Source organism: Herpetosiphonaceae bacterium, from assembly GCA_036374795.1.
GTDB lineage: Bacteria > Chloroflexota > Chloroflexia > Chloroflexales > Kallotenuaceae > LB3-1.
In genome coordinates, this window is sequence record DASUTC010000342.1 from 1 (window position 1) to 17,551 (window position 17,551).

The following is a 17,551-nucleotide window of genomic DNA, read 5'->3' on the forward strand; positions in this document are numbered from 1 at the left end:
GTGGCATTGCCGAGCGTGGCATCGCCCTTGAGCGTGCTCGCGCCGTTGACCGTCAGATTGGCGAGCGTGGTGCTGCCGTTGAGATTGGCCGCGCCGCTGGTGGTCAGCGTACCGCCGACAGTGGCATTGCCAAGCGTGGCATCGCCTTTGAGCGTGCTGGGTCCAACCACGCTCAGCGTATCGGCGGTGGCCGACCTGGGCGCGACATCCGGGTTGCTGATCGTAATATCCAGCGTGGCGGAGAGCGTCGTGGAACCGGACTCGAACTCCTGGCCGCTCGACATCGTCGCCAGCAGCGTAAAGGTCGTCGTATTGGTCAGCCCGCTCCCAAGCACAAAGGCCGTATCCTTGCCGCTGTAGATCGGGGCGCTCTGACCGGCGGCATACAGGCTGAAGCTGGAGCCGTTGCTCTCCCAGATCAGGCGGATCGCCTCGCCGTTGGCAAAAACGCTGCGCGGCGCGGTGTTCTTGGCGGAAGAAGCCGATGTCGAAACGAAGTTGTTGAGGTAGAGCTGCGGCGTGTCTTTATGCAGCGTATAGGCGTTGCGGCGCTGCTGGAACTGGCTCGGATCGCTGGTGGTGCCCGAATTCTCCACCACGATGTACTGGAAGTCGCCGGGCGCTGCCGAGTTGACGGGCTGGACCAGCATGCTGAAGACCAGATCGTAGTTGATCAGGTAGTACTCGCTTGAGACACAGTCGATGTAGAAAATGGCATAGCTGGCCTCGGCATCCAGGCCCAGCTCGGCCCCCGACTTGATCTCCATGCTGCTGATCACCCAGCGCGTGGTATTGGGCGTGACGCTGGGCGTGTTCTCGCTCAGGTCGGTGTTCGTCGGGCCGATCGGCACGGCGATGGTGATTTTGTTGCAGTAGATGCTGGTACCGCCGCTCGATACCCAGACGTTGATCCGCGCATTACTGCCGACGTTGGCCGTGCTGGCCTGGATCGGCGCTGGCTGCGTCGAGAACTGATACGTCAGCAGGCACGGGGGAGGCGTGTTAGCAGCGTATGACACTCGATCCTCCTTGTGGCGAACAAGGAAACAAGAGAACAAGAGAACAAGCCATTAAGCCTTTGTTCCTTTGTTCTTTTGTTCTCTTGTTCTGTTCTTCGTTCTTCGTTCTTTGTTTATCTGTTCTCCCTATGAGCTCTTCTGCTGTAGATTGGTCACGAGCTGTAAGAAGCCTTCCCGCAGCGTATTGGGAAGATCCTTCAGCCGGGCGTTCGGCGTCGTTCGGATCAGGTCGTACCCGGTATTCTGCTCCCACCAAGACCACACGCCGTTCTGCTCGGCGGGGAAGGGATAGCTGATCGCCTGGTCGTGGGGCGGAACCGGCTGATCGCCGGTCATCGGCGACGGCTGCATGTTGGTCAGCAGCGGGCCGATGCGGAAGGTGACTTGCATGTTCGAGAGCGGCCCGTCGACGAACTGCGCGGGAATGTCCAGCAGCTTGGCGGGCAGAATACCTGTGACCGCGTGGACGCTGGCGCGCGGATCGACGAGCATCGTCACGTAGATCGTGCTTGCGGTGTTGAACTGAAGCTGAAGATAGTTGCCTCCTCCGACCTGCCCGACAGGGCCGATCACTTTGACATAACTCTGCTGCGCGGTAGTCTCAGGCAGATAGACGCTGTTGAAGGTGCCGTAGCTGCTGCCGGTGAAGTAGCCGATCAGCCCATCCTGGCGCGTCGGCTGATCGCCGAGACGGATCGCGAAGTTATAGCCGATGAACTCCGGCTGCGGCGCGGGATACGTCACCTCCCAGGGCGTGAGATTGCCGATCGGATCGCCGTCCAGCAGGAACTGGAGCCGGGCGCGGACCAGCGCCAGCGGACGCCCGATCAGCACCGAAAGGTTCTGGTCGTCGCGATTGCCGAGCGGATCGATCGTCCACAGCGTCTCGTCGATCACCTGGAGGAAGGTCTGAAACGCCGCCGGATCTTTGATGCCGGGATCGCCGATCATCTGGGCCAGGTGCGGCGCGCGCTGCGCCACATCGGCGAGCGTGATCGTGCTGTGAGCGGGAGGCTGCCAGGCGGCGCTCTTGCCGCCCTGATCGTTTTCGAGCAGGCGGAACTCGCCCAGGCTGGTGCCGTCGGGCGCGTAGAGCAGGATGCTGTTGTCGAGGTGATTGGGCAGCACCCAGCCGCCGATCGGATTAGCGCCCGCGCTGAGGCCGATGATCTTGCTGTCGTCGCCGCCGTCGATCAGTTGAAAGTCCAGCCGACCGTGCTGAAGCACACGCGGCGGAAGCTGCGCGAAGCGGAAGGCGTTTTGCTGGATCACTGGCTTATCGAGCTTGAGGCTCTGGTCGAGGATCGGCGCGTAGTTCAGCGGATCGGTCGTGCCCGTGCCGCCGACGACCTGCAACACCTGCCCGAACGAATCATAGACGATCAGCTCTTGAATGAAGAGCTGCCCCTGGCGCACGCCCAGGAAATCATAGACCGGGCCGTTGGGAATGTAGGGCACCATATGCGTCTGATCGCCCACCTGCCCCGCGATCGACGAGTCGGGCGCGGTCTGGGCGCGGGTATCGCGCAGCGCCAGCAGATCGCCGAAGCCGGTGAGCGCCTGCGACATGAAGCGCCAGTGGTCGAGCGCCTCGATCTGATCGTACAGCGCTTGCAGCTCAGCGCCGGTCTTGGGCGGGTTGGGATTGCTCCTGACGAATGTATCCAGAAAGCGTTGGAGCTGCGCGCCAAAGTTGAACTGCGCCTCAGGGCTGAGCAGCGACCGCCCTCCGACCACGCGCTGCTGCGGCGTTGCGCCTGCGGGAAACGGCCCGCTGAAGTGATAGTCCTTGCCGTCGAAGCTCCAGTTGGGCTGGCTGTTGGTCTGGTACGGAATATCGATGTAGCCGACCTGCCACTCCATGAACATCGCGGTCCACGGCTGCTGCTTCCAGGTCGAGAGCGTCAGCGCGGGCAGCGATCCCTGGTACGTCGCCGGATCGTGGGCCTGCATCACGGCGGCAACCTGATCGGCGGACACGCCGCTCGCGCTCGCGATGCAGGCGGCGCTGGTCGGGTCGAGCAAGAAGAACTCTTGCAGCAGCGCGCCGACTTCGGCGGGCAGCGCCGAGGTGTTGGGCAGCGTGGGCAGCGCCGCGCCGACCGCAGCGGCGTTCACAGTCTTGCCGCCAGCCATGAAGCCCGTCACCAGATGCGTCGCCAGGCGGCAATCGAGCGCCACGCTTGGATCGGGCAGCGGCGCGGGCTCCACGCCGGAGAGCACAAAGGCCGGATCGGCGGTGCGCCAGTAGCGCGGCGCGGCGATGGCCTTGAGCTGCTTATCGGCGGAGAGATTTTTCTGCTGGGCAAAGGCAGCAATGCCCTGATCGAGCGCCATCTCCGGCGTGTTGCCGGAAGCGTAGACCGGCTGCGGCACCTTGGCGAGCAAGCCCTGGATTGTCTGCAACCTCGTGCTGAGCGCGGCGGGAAGATCCTGCTGCACGGCCTGCTTATATTTGTCGGAGTCGAAGCCGTCGGGCGGCACGATAATCGACTCGGCCTCGCCTTTTTGCCATTTCCACCACGTCGCGTACAGATTCCATTGCAGACTGTTCAGCCCCTTGAGCGCGTCGTCGAGCATTGCCTGGTTGTTGTTCAGCTCCAGCAGCCAGGCGGCCTCGTCGTCTGTGAGATCGACCGCTGCCGAGCCGTCCGACTGTTTGGGCACGATCGTCCAGCGGTAGCCGCCCGCCTTGGAGCCGAACCACGCCTGGTGGATCTGGAGCCGCAGCAGCTCATCGCCGTTGACCTGCTCCATCACTGGCAGCAGGCCGTACTGGAACGCCTGCAACAGATCGACAAAGGCCGCGTCGGTGCTGCCGCTGTCCGCCAGCTGCTTGGCGACCAGCGCGGTAAACGCATCGATCGTGTTGTTGCCGATCGCGACATGCACGTTGTTCTGCATCGAGTCGAGCGGCGTCGGCGGCGCGGCTCCGCTGCGCGACCACGGGATGCCGAAGCTCATGCCCTCGTACAGGCTGCTGGTGGCCTGTGTCTCGGAGCCGCCCACGACGTTCCAGCCCAGGCTTTGGAGCAGATCGCCGTACGGGTCTTGCGACTGGGTGTTTTGCGGCCAGGCGGCCAGAATATCGTCCTGCGCCTTGGAGTACCACCCGACAACCAGATAGCTCACGACATCGCTGTCGATGCCGCTCAGGTCGTCGTAGAAGGAAAAAATATTCTGGCAGTGCGGCTGGTACATGCTGAAGGCGACATTGCCGGGCGCGACCGCCGTCAGGAACGTCGCGCTCGCGGCGCGCTCGGACCAGCCCGCCAGCGGAAAGCTTCTGCCGAGCGCGGCAACCTGCGGCGCCGTTGCGTTCGGCTGCAAGGTCGTCTGGTTGCGGTTGGGATCGGCGCTCTGGAGCCACATCTGGATGATCTGCGCGTCGACCAGATAGAGCGAGGGCGAGTCGGGATTGGGACAGTCGCTCTCGACCACCCAGCCGGTCGCCGCGCGCTGGCCCGCTCCGTTCAGCCGCACGATCAGCCAGCGATTGGGCACGGGCGGGTAGCCGATCGCGATGCTCTGGCTGCTGGCAGGGTCTTGCGTCCCGTGCCGCAGCGCGTCGGGCAGCGTCCAGTGCAGGTACACGCCCGGCGCGGGCGGCTTAAAGGTGCCCTGTCCCTGGGTCGGCTCCGGCTCAGGGCTGGTGAAATTGCTGAGGGCTTTGTAGTTGAAGACCCATTGCCGGAAGCCCTGCTTGCCCTGAAACGCGCTATTGACGACCAGCGCATCCAGCGCCACAGGCACGATCAGAGGAGTGGTCACGTTGTTGCTCCTTATTGGCAGAACAGACAAGCAAAGAACAAAGCACAAAGCATTCCGATCGGATTTGTTCTTTGTTTCGTGGTTCTTTGTTCTCGCTTAGCTCGTCTGGCTATCAAACATCAGCTCTTCCAGCCCTTTGACCATCTGGATCGCGAAGTCTGCGGGGCCGAAGCTGCTAAGCTGCTGTCCTGCGGCTTTGAGCTGCGCCTGCAACTGCTGGATCAGCCCGTCCGCCGAGGCCGGAGCCAGATTCAGCACGCGGCTGTTGGGCCGCATACAGAGCGCCTGCTGGCCTGAGAGATCGCGGATCTGAAACGTTTTGTTGAGCGCCTGTCCCAGCAGCGGATCGCCCGATTTCTGCGGCGGCATCAGGTTGCGCAGCTCGACCGCGCCCTGCTCGTCGATGCCGAAGCTGAAGCCCTCCTGCGGCTCGCTGAGCTGGATCTGCATGGGAACGCCCAGGAACAGGCACAGCAGCACGTCGGGCGCGAGATGATCCATGCGCAGGATCTTCAGCAGCGCTTTGTCGGCGTTGTAGGGCCGCACCGACAGATTGGGCCAGCCCGATACCAGCGCCGAGCGCAGCAGCAGGCCGCTGATCACTGTCTCGCCCTCAGGACCGGGCGACGGATCGACTCCGCGCAGGCTGTCGCGCAGCACCTTGGCCGCCTCGAAGGCCGCCTCCTCGATCAGCCCGCTGGTCATCTGGTAGAAGAAGGTCTGGCGGCTGGACTCCAGCCCCAGGCTTTGCGCGCCGTCGAGCAGCGCGCCGGTCCAGTTGTCGTCGACGTAGAAGAAGCGCAGCGACTCGATCGGCAGCATGTTCGGATCGGGCACCAGATAGTCGAAGGGCAGCGGATAGAGCAGCAGCAGCCGCGCCAGCCATTGGGCGATCGGATCGAGATCGTCCTTGACCATCTGCACGATCACCTGCTGATTGCCGGGATCGGCCAGGAAGTTCTCGACGGCGGTCTTGGGATCGGTATCGTCGGCGGCTGGCGGAGCCGGAGGCGTGCCCGGCGTGACGGGCTTTGTCCCGATGTCTTGAACCAACTGCGTATCCAGCGCGTTGAGAAACTGCGTCTGAAGCAGATTGTCCTGGGCAAGCTGGCTGATGTCGTCGGGCGTGTCGAAGTGATCGCGATCCAGCCGATCTTGAAGCTGATCGGTCAGCCGATGTGCCCGGCGGCGGAAATCGAGCAGCGCCTGCCCGAAGGACTTATCCGACAGCGCGAGGCCACGCCCGATGTTCCAGGCCGCCGCCAGCGAACAGTCGAAGATGCCGTTGGTATTGTCGTAGATCAGCGCGGCGTCGGCGGTCAGGAACGGCCCCGGCTTCTGGAGCGGCGTCGGCAGCAGCGGCGCGAGCGGCCCGCGATACCAGGCGAACGTATCTTCTCCGGTGCGCGTGTGATACGGCAGCGCGACGTAGCCATCGCCGATGCGCCTGACGACCTCGGCATTGGCCGCGACGCTCGTGTCGAGGCTGGGCGGCGGCAGGCGCAGCCACAGATTCGCCGGGTGATGCTGCTTGCTCTGCGCGTCGTACTCCTGAGCCAGCAGATTGAGCATCAAGCCCTGAAAGTTCTCGCGCGGATCGGGCAGGCATTGAAAGGTCCAGCTTGCCAGCGACAGCAGCGCGATCGTATCGTAGACCGTGCTGCCGTCGTTTTTGCCCGATTTTGTAAAGACCGGATTGTCGACCAGGTATTGGGTCAGGCCCTCCATCGACACGAGATGGACCACGTTGCGCACGGCCACCGGATTAGTCTCCGACGTATCGATCGCCGGGAAGCGGCTGCACACCACCACCGAGAAGATCCCATGCTCGTTGACGCCGTCCATCGACTTATCGCCGGTGTTGATCTGACGCACATGCGCCAGAAACGGCATCTCGGCCAGTCGCGGCGTGACGCTCTGGAAGACCGAGGTTTTCAGCTTGATGTACGTGCAGACCTGATCGTCGGGAATGTCGTCCTCTTTGGTGATCGACGGGACCAGCAGTTGGCTGCCGAGGCCCAGGAAATCGCCGACCGTCGTAGTGATCGTGTGCGTGGGCGAGCCGGGCCGTCCATTGGTCGCGCTCGCGTCGTCGATCAGCTCGTCTTCCTGAAAGACCAGCAGCGCCAGCCACGGATCGGCGCGGTCGGGCATCTTGCGCTCCCAGGGCAGCAGCGGCTCGGTCAGCACGACATGCGGCAGCACATCGGCGAACTGTCCGAGGCTGCCATCGGGCGGGTACATGTTGAGCACCTCGCTCGGATCGACCGTGAACTGCGGCGCGCTGACCACAAAGCGCTGGGTCGCGCTAGCCTGAAACTGCTGCGGCGAATGGGGATCGCCCGTCTGGATGCCCTGAAGCGTGTGCGTGACGGTGATCAGATAATCTCCGCTGTACATCGGAGGAATGTAGTTATCGTACAGTTGAATGTCGCCGACCGGTATATCAGGAGGCTGGTTGGTCATCGTGTACTCCTGCGTTCCAAGTTTCAAGTTTCAAGTTCAGGCCCTCACCCCCGGCGCTGCCGCGCCACCCCCTCTCCCATTGTGATAGGAGAGGGGGAGCAGAGAATTCCTAGTGCTTCGTTCTTCCCTCGGTTCTTGGTGCGCCGGGTGCCAGACCCAAAGGGTACCCCGGCATGGCACCCGGTTCTTGGTTCCTTCGTTTTGTTCTTTGTTCTTTGTTCTTTGTTTGTCTCTGGCCCCTTTGTTCCATCGGATCACCCCGACGAAACCTGCAAGGGCGAGTCGCTGAAGAGCTGCTGGGCCTGCTGCGCCATCTGGCTCAAGTCGCCGCTGGGACCGCTGTAGAGCTTCGCGGTGGTGAGCGCGTTGAAAATGCTGGTGCGATTCTGCTGCGCCGTGCCGCTCATGATCTGCTCGATCGCGCCGACGGTTGTGTCGTTGAACGTCGGCAGATAGTCCGGTGAGAGCGGCATGGTCGTGTTCAGCGGAGCCTGCCCATCGATCGCCGACACCGGCTCGTAGGCGAGCTCGCTCAGCGTCACCAGCCCGGTCGTCGGCCCAAGCTGCGGCGGCGGAAGCTGGATCACACTGCCGACCGGCGCGCTGGCGATCGTGTTGGCGGTGGCCTGCGGTGGGAGCTGCGTAAAGTTGCCCTTGGCGTCTTTCAGCGGCGCGCCCCACAGCGACTCCGGCATATTGCGCTTGGCGATGGTCGGGCTCCAAGTCGAGACATCGACATAGCTGCCGTCGTCGCGGTTCTGGATCGTGATCGCGTGCGTCGAGGGCGCGCTCTGCGTGTTCATCGGGCGGATGTTGAGCGTAAAGCCGGTATCGACGTTCTGACTCGCTGCCGCATTCGTCCCGGCGCTGCCGTACGTCACCTGGCTGGCCGGGATCGCCGACTCGGTGGCGAAGCTGAAGCTCGTGGCGCGCACCACCCAGACCTTCGCGCCCGGCTGCGTTGTGTCGTCGATCGACTTTTGCAGGCCATTGCCCGCCGTGATCTTGCACACATCGTTCTGTGGGGGCAGCAGGTTTTGAAACTCGGGCCAGGGCAGCGGCGTGTTGGCCTGCCCGGCGTTGTCCGAGCCGAAGGCCACGGTGAACGAGACGACCCACAGATGGACACGCACGGTGCCGCCGGTCGGCGGTCCCCACAGCTTGACGGAAGCGCCGAGCGAGAGCGAGAGCGTCTTGCTGACGAAGCCCAGATCGAGCTTGTAGGAGACGCCGATGCTGACCTCGATCGAGGCCATGAAGAAGAAGGGACGCCACGAGATCAGCAGATCGGCCTGCGCGGTGAACCAGGCGCGCAGGTTGCCGGAATGAAACAGCACTTGCAGGCCGCCGCCCGCCATCACGCAGGAGGTGGTCAGCGCGAAGTAGGCCTCGCCTTTGATCGTCACCAGATCGCTGACCGCCCAGTTGAAGCCCAGGCGCGGCTCCTGCGGGAAGTACGACGGCGGCGAGAAGGCGGGATGGTAGCCGCCGAGCGTGATCACGAACTGCCCGGCGTTGGGATTGGGACCGAACCAGATAAAGAAGGCAAAGCCGCCGGTCAGATGACAGGCCGGGGCGATCACATACGAGTTGGGGCTGAGCACCGCCGTCAGGCCAAAGATGCCCTCCTGCGGCTTGAGCGTGGCCTCAAGCTGTAGCTCGACATAGGCATAGGTTAGCGCGTCGGACGCGCCCTGCGGCAGGCGCATCGTGGCGAGGCCGAGCAGCGTCAGCGCGAACTCGGTGCCGAACTGGGCGATCAGCAGCGCCTTGGAGTTGACCAGCTTGAAGGAGGTGAACTCGATGCCGAGCGCGAGCCAGTACTCGCCGTGCTGCGGGGCGATCCAGGCTTTGGGCGTGCCGCCCTGCTTGATCGGCTGGCGGCCTTCCAGAATGTCCAGCACATGCGAGGGATCTTGCTCCGCGATCGGCTGGCCGGGCGCGGGCGGCTGAGCCAGCACCAGCAGTGGAAAGCCAAAGACCTCATCCTGAGCCGGGATCTGGAGCGCGCGATTGTAGCCGAAGCCCGCCATGATCCCGGTGATGAAAAAGGCGGGCGGTCCGCCGAAGGCTCCCTCGACCTGCGCAAAGACGAAGAGCGATGGCTCGCCGGAGCTGGCAAGCTGGGCATACGAGCCGATGGCGGAGAAGCTGAACTGGGAGGCTTTGATCACGGCCAGGCCATCGTACTGGTAGGCGGTGTCGGGGGCGAGCTGCTTGGCGGGAACGGCGAAGAACGCGCCCATGATCTCCAGCGGCGGCTGGTTGTAGGCCAGGCCGAGGCCGCTGAGATGGAACGCGGGCGAAAAGTGGGTCAGCGGCGAGCCGAGCGCGAGTCCGTCCATCGAGAAGGTCAGCGGCCCCAGCACGATCGCCGAGTCGAGCACGATAAAGAGCGTGCCGTCGTCCTGGTAGAGAATGCCGATGCGCTTGAAGGAGAAGATGCCGAAGGTCTTCTGGACGTTGAACCACTTGGTGTTGTCGGCGGGCGGCGCGGCAGCCGCAGCGCCCGTGGTCGCCAGGGCGGTCGTGCTCGTGCTAGCGCTGGTCGCCAGGACGTTCGTGCCGCCGCCGCCACTGACGGGCTGCGTCGAGCCGCCGATCGTCAGGTCGAGCGCGACGCTATCCTTGCCGAGCAGCAGCGAGCCTTGCAGCGTAATCGTCGAGGTCAGATCGCGGTCGGGCAGCGTGGGATAGCCGCCGCCGGGGATCGCGTTAATCGCCGTGTTGACCTGCTCGACGCCGGCCTTGAGCAGCGTATCCGAGAGCAGCCAGAAGCCGATGTCGTTGATGCCGAGCTGATCGGCGTCGGGCAGCTCGCCGCCGACCAGCGGAATGTCGGCCAGGGTGACATGCAGCGGCACATCCACGCCGAAGACATACACCGTCTTCTGCTGGACCGTGGTCATGACGAAGACGGCCTGGCCGTAGTTGACCGAGGTCGCCGCCAGCGTGAGCTGTTTGCTGGTCAGGTTGTAGCTGATCGAGGCGCGCTTGAGGCCAAGATCGAGCCCCGGCGGAATATCCGGCGGCTTGGCTCCGATCAGATCGCAGAGCGACGCGATGCCAAACGTCTCCGTGCCGGTCGCCTGCCAGGAGAGCGTGAGCTGCTGGCTGCTCTTGAAATCGTACTCGACGGTGAAGAGATTTTGCCCGATCTCGATCGTTCCGGTAACGCTCCCCGACCACGCGCCCTGCTGGTCGCGCGCGATGGTGCATGCGCCGGTGATCTTCTTCAGAATTGGATCGTCCTCGTTGAAGTAGCCGATCGCCGCCTGAAACGAGAACGAGCTGTACTTCGTCTCGTACTGTTGTAGCTCCAGCTTGCTGAGGATGATCTTGGGCAGATCGCCGGGCAGTTGCACGCCGAAGATCTTCAGCAGATCGGCCACCAGGTCGGAGAGATTGATGTTCTGCTGCTGGTAGGTGCCGCCCGAAAAGGTCCAGACGGCGTCGGTTTCGCTGACCGCCAGATACAACTGGGCGTCGGCGATGGCGAATAAACAGCCAAAGGCCAGCGAGACGCTGCCGCCGGAGTACTCGACCGAAAAGCTAAGCTGCTCGATGACAAAGTTCGGGATCACCGTCAGCGTGCCGATCGCCTGGCAGGATAGCCCGTACGATTTTTGGTCGATATTGGCGAACAGGTCCAGCTCGTAGATCTGGAGATCGCTATTGCCCGGCAGTGTGACACCCCTGGCAAAGGTCTGGATGAAGTCGTTGATGTCGATCACGCTGCCGTAGGCAAGCTGCGCGCCGACGACCTTGTCGGGATACTGGATGTAGGCGTCGATCGCGGCGGTGACGACCTGAAGCTGCGCGGTGACGGTCGCCGAGATCTGCTTGGGATCGGGGTTGAGCGGCGATGGGATCTGGAAGACGGCGGTTAGGCCATTGAGCGCCAGGATGTTATCGACGATCGTCCAATTGGTGCCCAGGTGAATGCCGATTTGCAGGTCGGTGATCTGCCTGCTCTGCGTATCCAGCACAAAGCTGAGGCTGTCCAGCGAGAGGGTGCCGATCGGCGTGTCGGCGCTGATCTGGCTGGCCGGGCTGCCGCTCTTGGTCAGGCCGGAGATCTGATCCAGGCTGGAGATCGAGGGCGCTGGCTTGGTCAGATCGAGGCGCACCGGCAAGATCGTCTGGTTGCTGTCGGTCATCGAGATCACAATCGGCAGCGTCAGCGCGGGCGTTATCAGCTCCGTGGTTATATCGATGCTGGTCAGCAGCCGGGCAGCGCCGCCCTGCGTTTGATCCTGAAACAGCTTGCTCCGCACGTTGAAGAACAGATCCAGCTCAAAGCCGCTGATCGACGGCGACTTGATGGCGCTGCTCTGCACGTTGAACTCAGGATAGAAGCTGCCGCTGACCTCAGTGATGGGCACGTCCCCGCTGATCGTCAGATTCTGGCCCAGGATCGCGGCGAGCATCTGGAGCAGCCCGGCATTCGTCAGGATGCTCGACTGGAAGCGGGTGGTGCTGGCGGCGAAGGTTGAGTCCAGCGTGTAGACGGGCTTCGACAGGCCGAGGCTGTTGATCGGATTGCTCGTCAGACCGGCGACGACCGGAAAGCTATCGCCGAAGCCATAGGGATCAGGGATGTTCGCCTGCACGGTGCACTGGATCACGCTGCTGCTGTCGGCGTAAAACGTGATCGTCGCCGGGATCGTCGTCTGCTTCCCGTAGAGCGCGAAGCCCTGGGTTGCGAGCGCGGCGCTGGGGTAGACTACATTGCTCGTACCGATCTGCGGATCGCCCAGTGTGGCGACCAGCTTGCCGCCGAAGAAGCTGCCGAGCAGCGTATTGATGCCCGGAGAGCCGAGCGTGTTGGTGGTATCCAGCGTCAAGTGACCGCCCGGAGCATACGGATCGATCTTGTTCTTAATATCGCTTCCGTTCATCAAGGCCTCACAGGTTCATCGTAAAGAGCACGGGCAGATGGTCGCTGACGCACAGGTGAACAAACTCTGCCGCTCTCCGCGCCGGTGGGACGGCTCCCGCTCCCGCAAAAAGCCCGCCGCCCAGATCGAAGACAAAGTTGTTAATGCTCTGAATATTGGGCGTAGCCGGGCCGGGGCCGGGCGCAAGACCCCAGGCAATATTCCAGTGCTGGTTGAAGATCGGGATATTGGCGAAGGGCATGATGCTGGCGGCAGGCATATTGAACGCGGCGGCAGCGCCCGTCACGGCTGTGAGCAGATCGTAGATCCCGGCGGGCACGGGTGCCGGTGCCAGGCCGCCCCCGAAGCCCCGGTAGAAGACGTTGTCGATCGCCAGCAGCCGATAGGCGTTGGTCGCCGCGTTGATCACGGGGCCGCCCCCGACCGGCGGATTGTTGACCTGGGCGGTCGATTTATTCAGCACGTTGTCGGCGCGGGTCGGAGCCGGAATAGCCGGAGTCGGCGCGGGCGCGGCGTTGTAGACTCGCGCCACACAGTTCGCGCCGCCCAGCCCGAAGCCTTGCAAAAAAGCGTTGTAGGCATAGGCCACCGAGTCGGTCGCAACGTTGAAGTCGCCGCCAAGCACGGCAAAGGTGTTGTTGATCCAGCCTGCGGCACCCGGATCGTACGCCTGGTACAGCTCGCGCGAGTAGGCTGCCCGCTGCATGCCCGACGACGAGGCCGGAGCCGCCGACGGCGCGTGGTACATGATCACCGGCACGAGGCGCTGCGCTGCCGCTACGGGCGGGTTGCGGTTCACGTCGATCGTGATATACGACGGTCGTCTGCACCCGCGCATCGCGGCGGGCATTCCCGCTCCGCGCGTAAAGTACAGATATTGCCAGGGGTGGGCGGCAGCAGGATTGAAGTTGGCGGTCGCGCCGCTGACGTCGCCGTTAAGAGTAGCCGGATTGACGCCACCGCCGCGTGTGTCGCGGCCCATGAGCACCAGGCTTAAGCCGTACTCAGGAACGACGACCGATCCGGGCGCTGGCAGCGTCAGCGGCTCCGTCAGCGTGTAGTTGCCGGGGATTACCACCGGGTTGATGTTCATGAACGGGGCCGTGAGCTGGACCCCGGCAGCGCCGATGAGCGTGCCCACGGGCAAGACCGTGCCGCCGTTGACGTTGGCTGCCGCTCCGAGCACCGCGCCTGCGGCCAGCACCACCGGACCCATCGGGCCGCCGTTGTTGATGCCTGCTCCGCCGGGCGCGGTAGTGCCGACTGGCAACGTAAAGGCCGGATTTGGGGGCACGACAATGCCGCCTGCCGGTACGCCTATGCCGAAGAGCGGCACGGCGGGCGGCGCGCCAAAAACAACGCTGCCGCGCCCACGCACTGTCTGCGACTGGCTGTTGGCAAAGGGGCCGCCTCCGGCTGGTGTGGTGATCGGCGGGGAGGCCTGGACCTTGAACTTGGCAAGGTTCTGATTCCAGAAGATCGCGTAGCCTTCGTAGTGCGCGGAGTCCCAATCCAGGTGAGCCGCCAGGTTGAAGGGAGCGACGGCAACCGCCCCGTCGGTGCCGACCGCGCCCTTGATCCAGTCGTAGTACCAGTTGTTGCGCGGCGCGGGCAGCGCGCACAGCTCCCGCTGGAGCCGTTGCAGGTCGTTGTTCAGGATCGCGGCCTGCCGCAGCTCCTGGATGCAGATAATATCGGCCTGGACCAGATCGGCGACGGCGGCGATGAAGCCGCAGAGCGGATCATAGCTGTTTTTGTAGCCGCTCCCGGGCATGATGCCAAAATTTTGGATGTTCCAGTAGAGGACATTGATCGTCGGCATACAAAAGCCCTCCAGCTTTGTACTACGTTGGCCTTCGTGTAGCGCTGATGTAGTTCAGGAGGTGTGCGTCGCCACCGGATCGTGGCAGAAACCCCGCATGTGGGGCTTGATCTTGACATAATAAGAGTCTAAGCCGATCTCTGTCATCGGAAGCGACCGCGCGATGCAAGATAGGATGTAGGGGCCTCTATGCTGGCTGCGACCATGTCGCCGTGCGCCGCCTGCCGATGCTGCCATGGTGCGGGGTCAGCGTTGCATCGGATCTGGCCGGGTCGTTATCGTCTGACGGGTTACAGAGCAGTGCGGATCGAATCAGGCGATCCTGAGCGAGCTGCGCGCATCGCTATCAACAGGGGGGCAGGCATAGCTGTGCTACAGGCTATCACAAATGTGCTCGAAATACAATAGCCGAGATTGGAGTAATTTCGGCTCGTTCATTCGGTCAGTATCCCGGCTCGATCCGCTCACGATCCACCGAATAGATGTGCGAATCGCGGGCCGCGTCTGGCTTGACCCGGCCTCGTATCTCATGTACAATGTCAAAGACTTGTAAAATACTACACCCATTCGTCGCTGTCTATTGCCGCCGCGTAGTGGCACACAGCCATCCGGCCTTGCGCATCTCGATCCCGCGCTCCCAGACGACACGTTCCACCGCCAGGCTGTAGCCAAAGCTCTGGCACGTGCCTTTGGGACGGGAGCATCCATCATCCGCATGCAACGATCCGCGATCCAAAAGCTATGAGCCAGCCTCCACGCCCGATCTTTCGCGCCGACGCCGTGCGTCGCTACGCGGAGCGCAGCGATCAAGCGGTATTACCCCGGCTGATCGCTCCACGCACCTTTCTCTGGCTCTGGCTGCTGGCTGCATGCCTCGTCGGCAGCGCCGGAGCGGCATGGCTCGTCCAGGTGCCGATCTATGCCTCCGGTCGGGCGGTCGTGCTCGAAGCGGCCAGCAGCGGCCATGCTGTGACGGCGGTGGTGCTTCTGCCGCCCGACACACTGCCCCGGTTGCGCCCCGGACAGTCGGTGGTCGTCACCTCTGCCGATCGGGCCAGCCAGCCGATCACCGGCGCGCTCATCTCCATCGAGCCGACGATCACGAGTCCCGCCGAGATCCAGCGGCGCTATGCGTGGCACGAGGGCGTGGCCCACTCTGCCGATCGACCGTCGGCGGTGGCGCTGGCACGGCTTGATCTGCCATCGGATCTGCCCGCTGCGGCCTACATCGGCAGCCGCTATCGGATCGATACCGCTGTCGGATCGCGGCGAGTGCTGTCCTTTCTGCCGGTCTTCGGCCCGCTGCTGGGGGCCTAGCGCATGGCGAGCAACGATCGGGAACCGAGCATGGGCCTGCTCCGTAAGCTGCGCGCCCATACGAGCCGCCTGGGACGGCGACGGGTGCCGGTCTTGTTGCAGTTGAGCGCGGTCGAGTGCGGCGCGGCGTGTCTCGCGATGATCCTGAGCTACTACGGGCGGCAGACGCGCGTGGCCGAGTGCCGCGATCTGTGCGCGATTGGCCGCGACGGCACAACTGCGCTGACGCTGGCAAAAGTGGCGCGACAATTTGGCCTGCGCGTCAAGGCGTACTCGCTCGAACCGGCGGCGTTCGAGCACGTGCCGCTCCCGGCGATCGTCCACTGGGACTTCAAACATTTCGTGGTGGTCGAGCGCTGGACGCCACGCACGGTGGAGATCGTCGATCCGGCGCTAGGGCGCTGCCGCCTGACGGCAGCCGAGTTCGATGAGCACTTTACGGGCGTGGCGCTGACCTTCGAGCCAGGCGTGCAGTTCGCGCAGCGCCGGGGAGCGCCGCGCACGTCATGGCGTGGCTATGTCAGGCATCTGTTTCAGATCCCCGGCATCGCGGGCGTGCTGTTCCAGATCCTCGCGGTTTCGCTGCTGCTGCAAGCGCTGGGGCTGACGGTGCCCGCGCTCACCAGGGCGCTCGTCGATACGATCCTGCCCCTGCGCATCGCTGATGTCATGTCGATCCTGGGCATCGGCATCGTCTTTCTGGTGCTGGCGCAGCTTGTGGTCGGCTACTTGCGCGCCGCGCTGCTGCTCTACGTCCAGACGCGCCTCGACTCGCGGCTGATGCTTGGGTTTTTCGAGCATCTGCTGACGCTGCCATTTCAGTTCTTTCAGCAGCGCACCAGCGGCGATCTGCTGATGCGTCTCGGCAGTAACGCGCTGATCCGCGAGACGCTGACCAGCCAGACGCTCTCGATGCTGCTGGATAGCAGCCTGGTGGTGGTCTATCTGGCGATCCTGCTGGCGCAGGCTCCATCGTTTGGGCTGCTGGTGCTAGCGATCGGCCTGCTTCAGATCGCGACGCTGCTCGGCACGACGCCCTGGATGCATCGCCTGATGCAGCGCGACCTCTACGCCGAGGCCGAGTCGCAGAGCTATCTGGTCGAGGCGCTCAAGGGCATCGCCGCGCTGAAGGCCGCAGGCGTCGAAGAGCGCGCGCTCGATCACTGGTCCAATCTGTTCTGGAGCCATCTGAATATCGCCGTGCGGCGCAATCATCTGTCGGCGATCGTCGATACGGCGATGATGACGCTCAGGACGCTCGCGCCGCTGATCCTGCTGTGGTTCGGCGCGGCGCGCGTGCTCGACGGCACGCTGACGCTCGGCACGATGCTGGCGCTGAACACGCTCGCGATCGCGTTTCTCACGCCGCTGGCCTCGCTGGTGTCGACGGGGCGGCAGTTGCAACTGGTCGGCGCGCACCTGGAGCGCATCGCCGATGTGATCGAGGCCGAGCCTGAGCAGGATGTTCAGGCGGTCCAGATCGCGCCGCGTCTCACGGGTCGGATCGACGTGCGCGGCGTGCAGTTCCAGTACGATCGCAGCGGCCCGCCCGTCTTGCGGGATATTTCGGTGACGATCGAGCGCGGCCAGAAAGTCGCGCTGGTCGGGCGCACCGGGTCGGGCAAGACCACCCTGGCGATGCTGCTGATTGGCCTCTACCCGCCGACCGGCGGCGAGATCTTGTACGATGGCATCCCGTTGCAGCGCCTCAACTACCGCTCGCTGCGCAACCAGTTTGGCGTCGTGCTGCAAGACTCTTTCATCTTCAGCGGCTCGATCCGGCACAACATTGCCTTCAACGATCCGAGCATCGGCCTCGAAGAGGTGATCGCGGCGGCGCGGCGGGCGGCGCTCCACGATGAGATCATGGCGCTGCCGATGCGCTACGAGACGTTGATCACCGAGGGCGGCAACGGCCTGTCAGGCGGTCAGCGCCAGCGCCTCGCGATTGCCCGCGCGCTGGCCCACGATCCCGCCGTGCTCGTGCTGGACGAGGCAACCAGCCATCTCGACGTACTGACCGAGTCGCAGGTCGATTGCAATCTGAGCGCGCTGCGCTGCACACGGATCGTGATCGCCCATCGCCTGAGCACGATCCGTAACGCCGATCTGATCCTGGTGCTGGACCAGGGCACGATCGTCGAGCGCGGAACGCACGCCGAATTGCTGGCGCGTGGCGGCTACTACACCGCGCTGGCGCAGGGCCAGCAGCCGGAGGCGGCTGAGCCGCATGTCCGCGCTCCCGGCGTATAACC

Annotated in this window: 7 protein-coding genes; 2 read left to right on the forward strand and 5 right to left on the reverse strand. The window is 63.9% G+C overall.

The features are described from left to right. From VFZ66_26310 to VFZ66_26330, 5 genes are all read right to left on the reverse strand, one after another. The coding region (locus VFZ66_26310; GenBank protein HEX6292725.1) for a hypothetical protein at positions 1-1,019 on the reverse strand (1,019 nt) is incomplete at its 3' end. A 126-nt stretch (positions 1,020-1,145) separates the two neighbouring features. Beyond that, a complete protein-coding gene (locus VFZ66_26315; protein ID HEX6292726.1) occupies positions 1,146-4,790 on the reverse strand; it encodes a hypothetical protein in 3,645 nt (1,214 codons plus the stop codon). Positions 4,791-4,886: 96 nt separating this feature from the next. Further along, complete coding sequence (locus VFZ66_26320) at positions 4,887-7,256, reverse strand: hypothetical protein (GenBank protein ID HEX6292727.1); 2,370 nt, start codon at positions 7,254-7,256, stop codon at positions 4,887-4,889. A gap of 254 nt (positions 7,257-7,510) precedes the next feature. Then, entirely contained in the window at positions 7,511-12,157 is a 4,647-nt protein-coding gene (locus VFZ66_26325; GenBank protein ID HEX6292728.1) for a DUF6603 domain-containing protein, read from the reverse strand. Between the two features lie 7 nt (positions 12,158-12,164). Continuing rightward, a complete protein-coding gene (locus tag VFZ66_26330) occupies positions 12,165-13,979 on the reverse strand; it encodes a hypothetical protein (protein HEX6292729.1) in 1,815 nt (604 codons plus the stop codon). A 741-nt stretch (positions 13,980-14,720) separates the two neighbouring features. Between VFZ66_26330 and VFZ66_26335 the strand changes: the two genes are divergently transcribed. Further along, positions 14,721-15,296 (forward strand): hypothetical protein, encoded by a 576-nt coding sequence (locus VFZ66_26335; GenBank protein ID HEX6292730.1) that lies wholly within the window; start codon positions 14,721-14,723, stop codon positions 15,294-15,296. Between the two features lie 30 nt (positions 15,297-15,326). Beyond that, the gene (locus VFZ66_26340; GenBank protein HEX6292731.1) at positions 15,327-17,549 is read left to right on the forward strand and encodes a peptidase domain-containing ABC transporter; all 2,223 of its coding nucleotides are present in this window, start codon (positions 15,327-15,329) and stop codon (positions 17,547-17,549) included. Positions 17,550-17,551: the final 2 nt, after the last annotated feature.

Excerpts from the sequence above, each read along its gene's own strand:
- VFZ66_26325 (HEX6292728.1), bottom strand. The coding sequence starts at position 12,157 with ATGAACGGAAGCGATATTAAGAACAAGATCGATCCGTATGCTCCGGGC.
- VFZ66_26340 (HEX6292731.1), top strand. The coding sequence starts at position 15,327 with ATGGGCCTGCTCCGTAAGCTGCGCGCCCATACGAGCCGCCTGGGACGG.
- VFZ66_26330 (HEX6292729.1), bottom strand. The coding sequence starts at position 13,979 with ATGCCGACGATCAATGTCCTCTACTGGAACATCCAAAATTTTGGCATC.
- VFZ66_26335 (HEX6292730.1), top strand. The coding sequence starts at position 14,721 with ATGAGCCAGCCTCCACGCCCGATCTTTCGCGCCGACGCCGTGCGTCGC.
- VFZ66_26320 (HEX6292727.1), bottom strand. The coding sequence starts at position 7,256 with ATGACCAACCAGCCTCCTGATATACCGGTCGGCGACATTCAACTGTAC.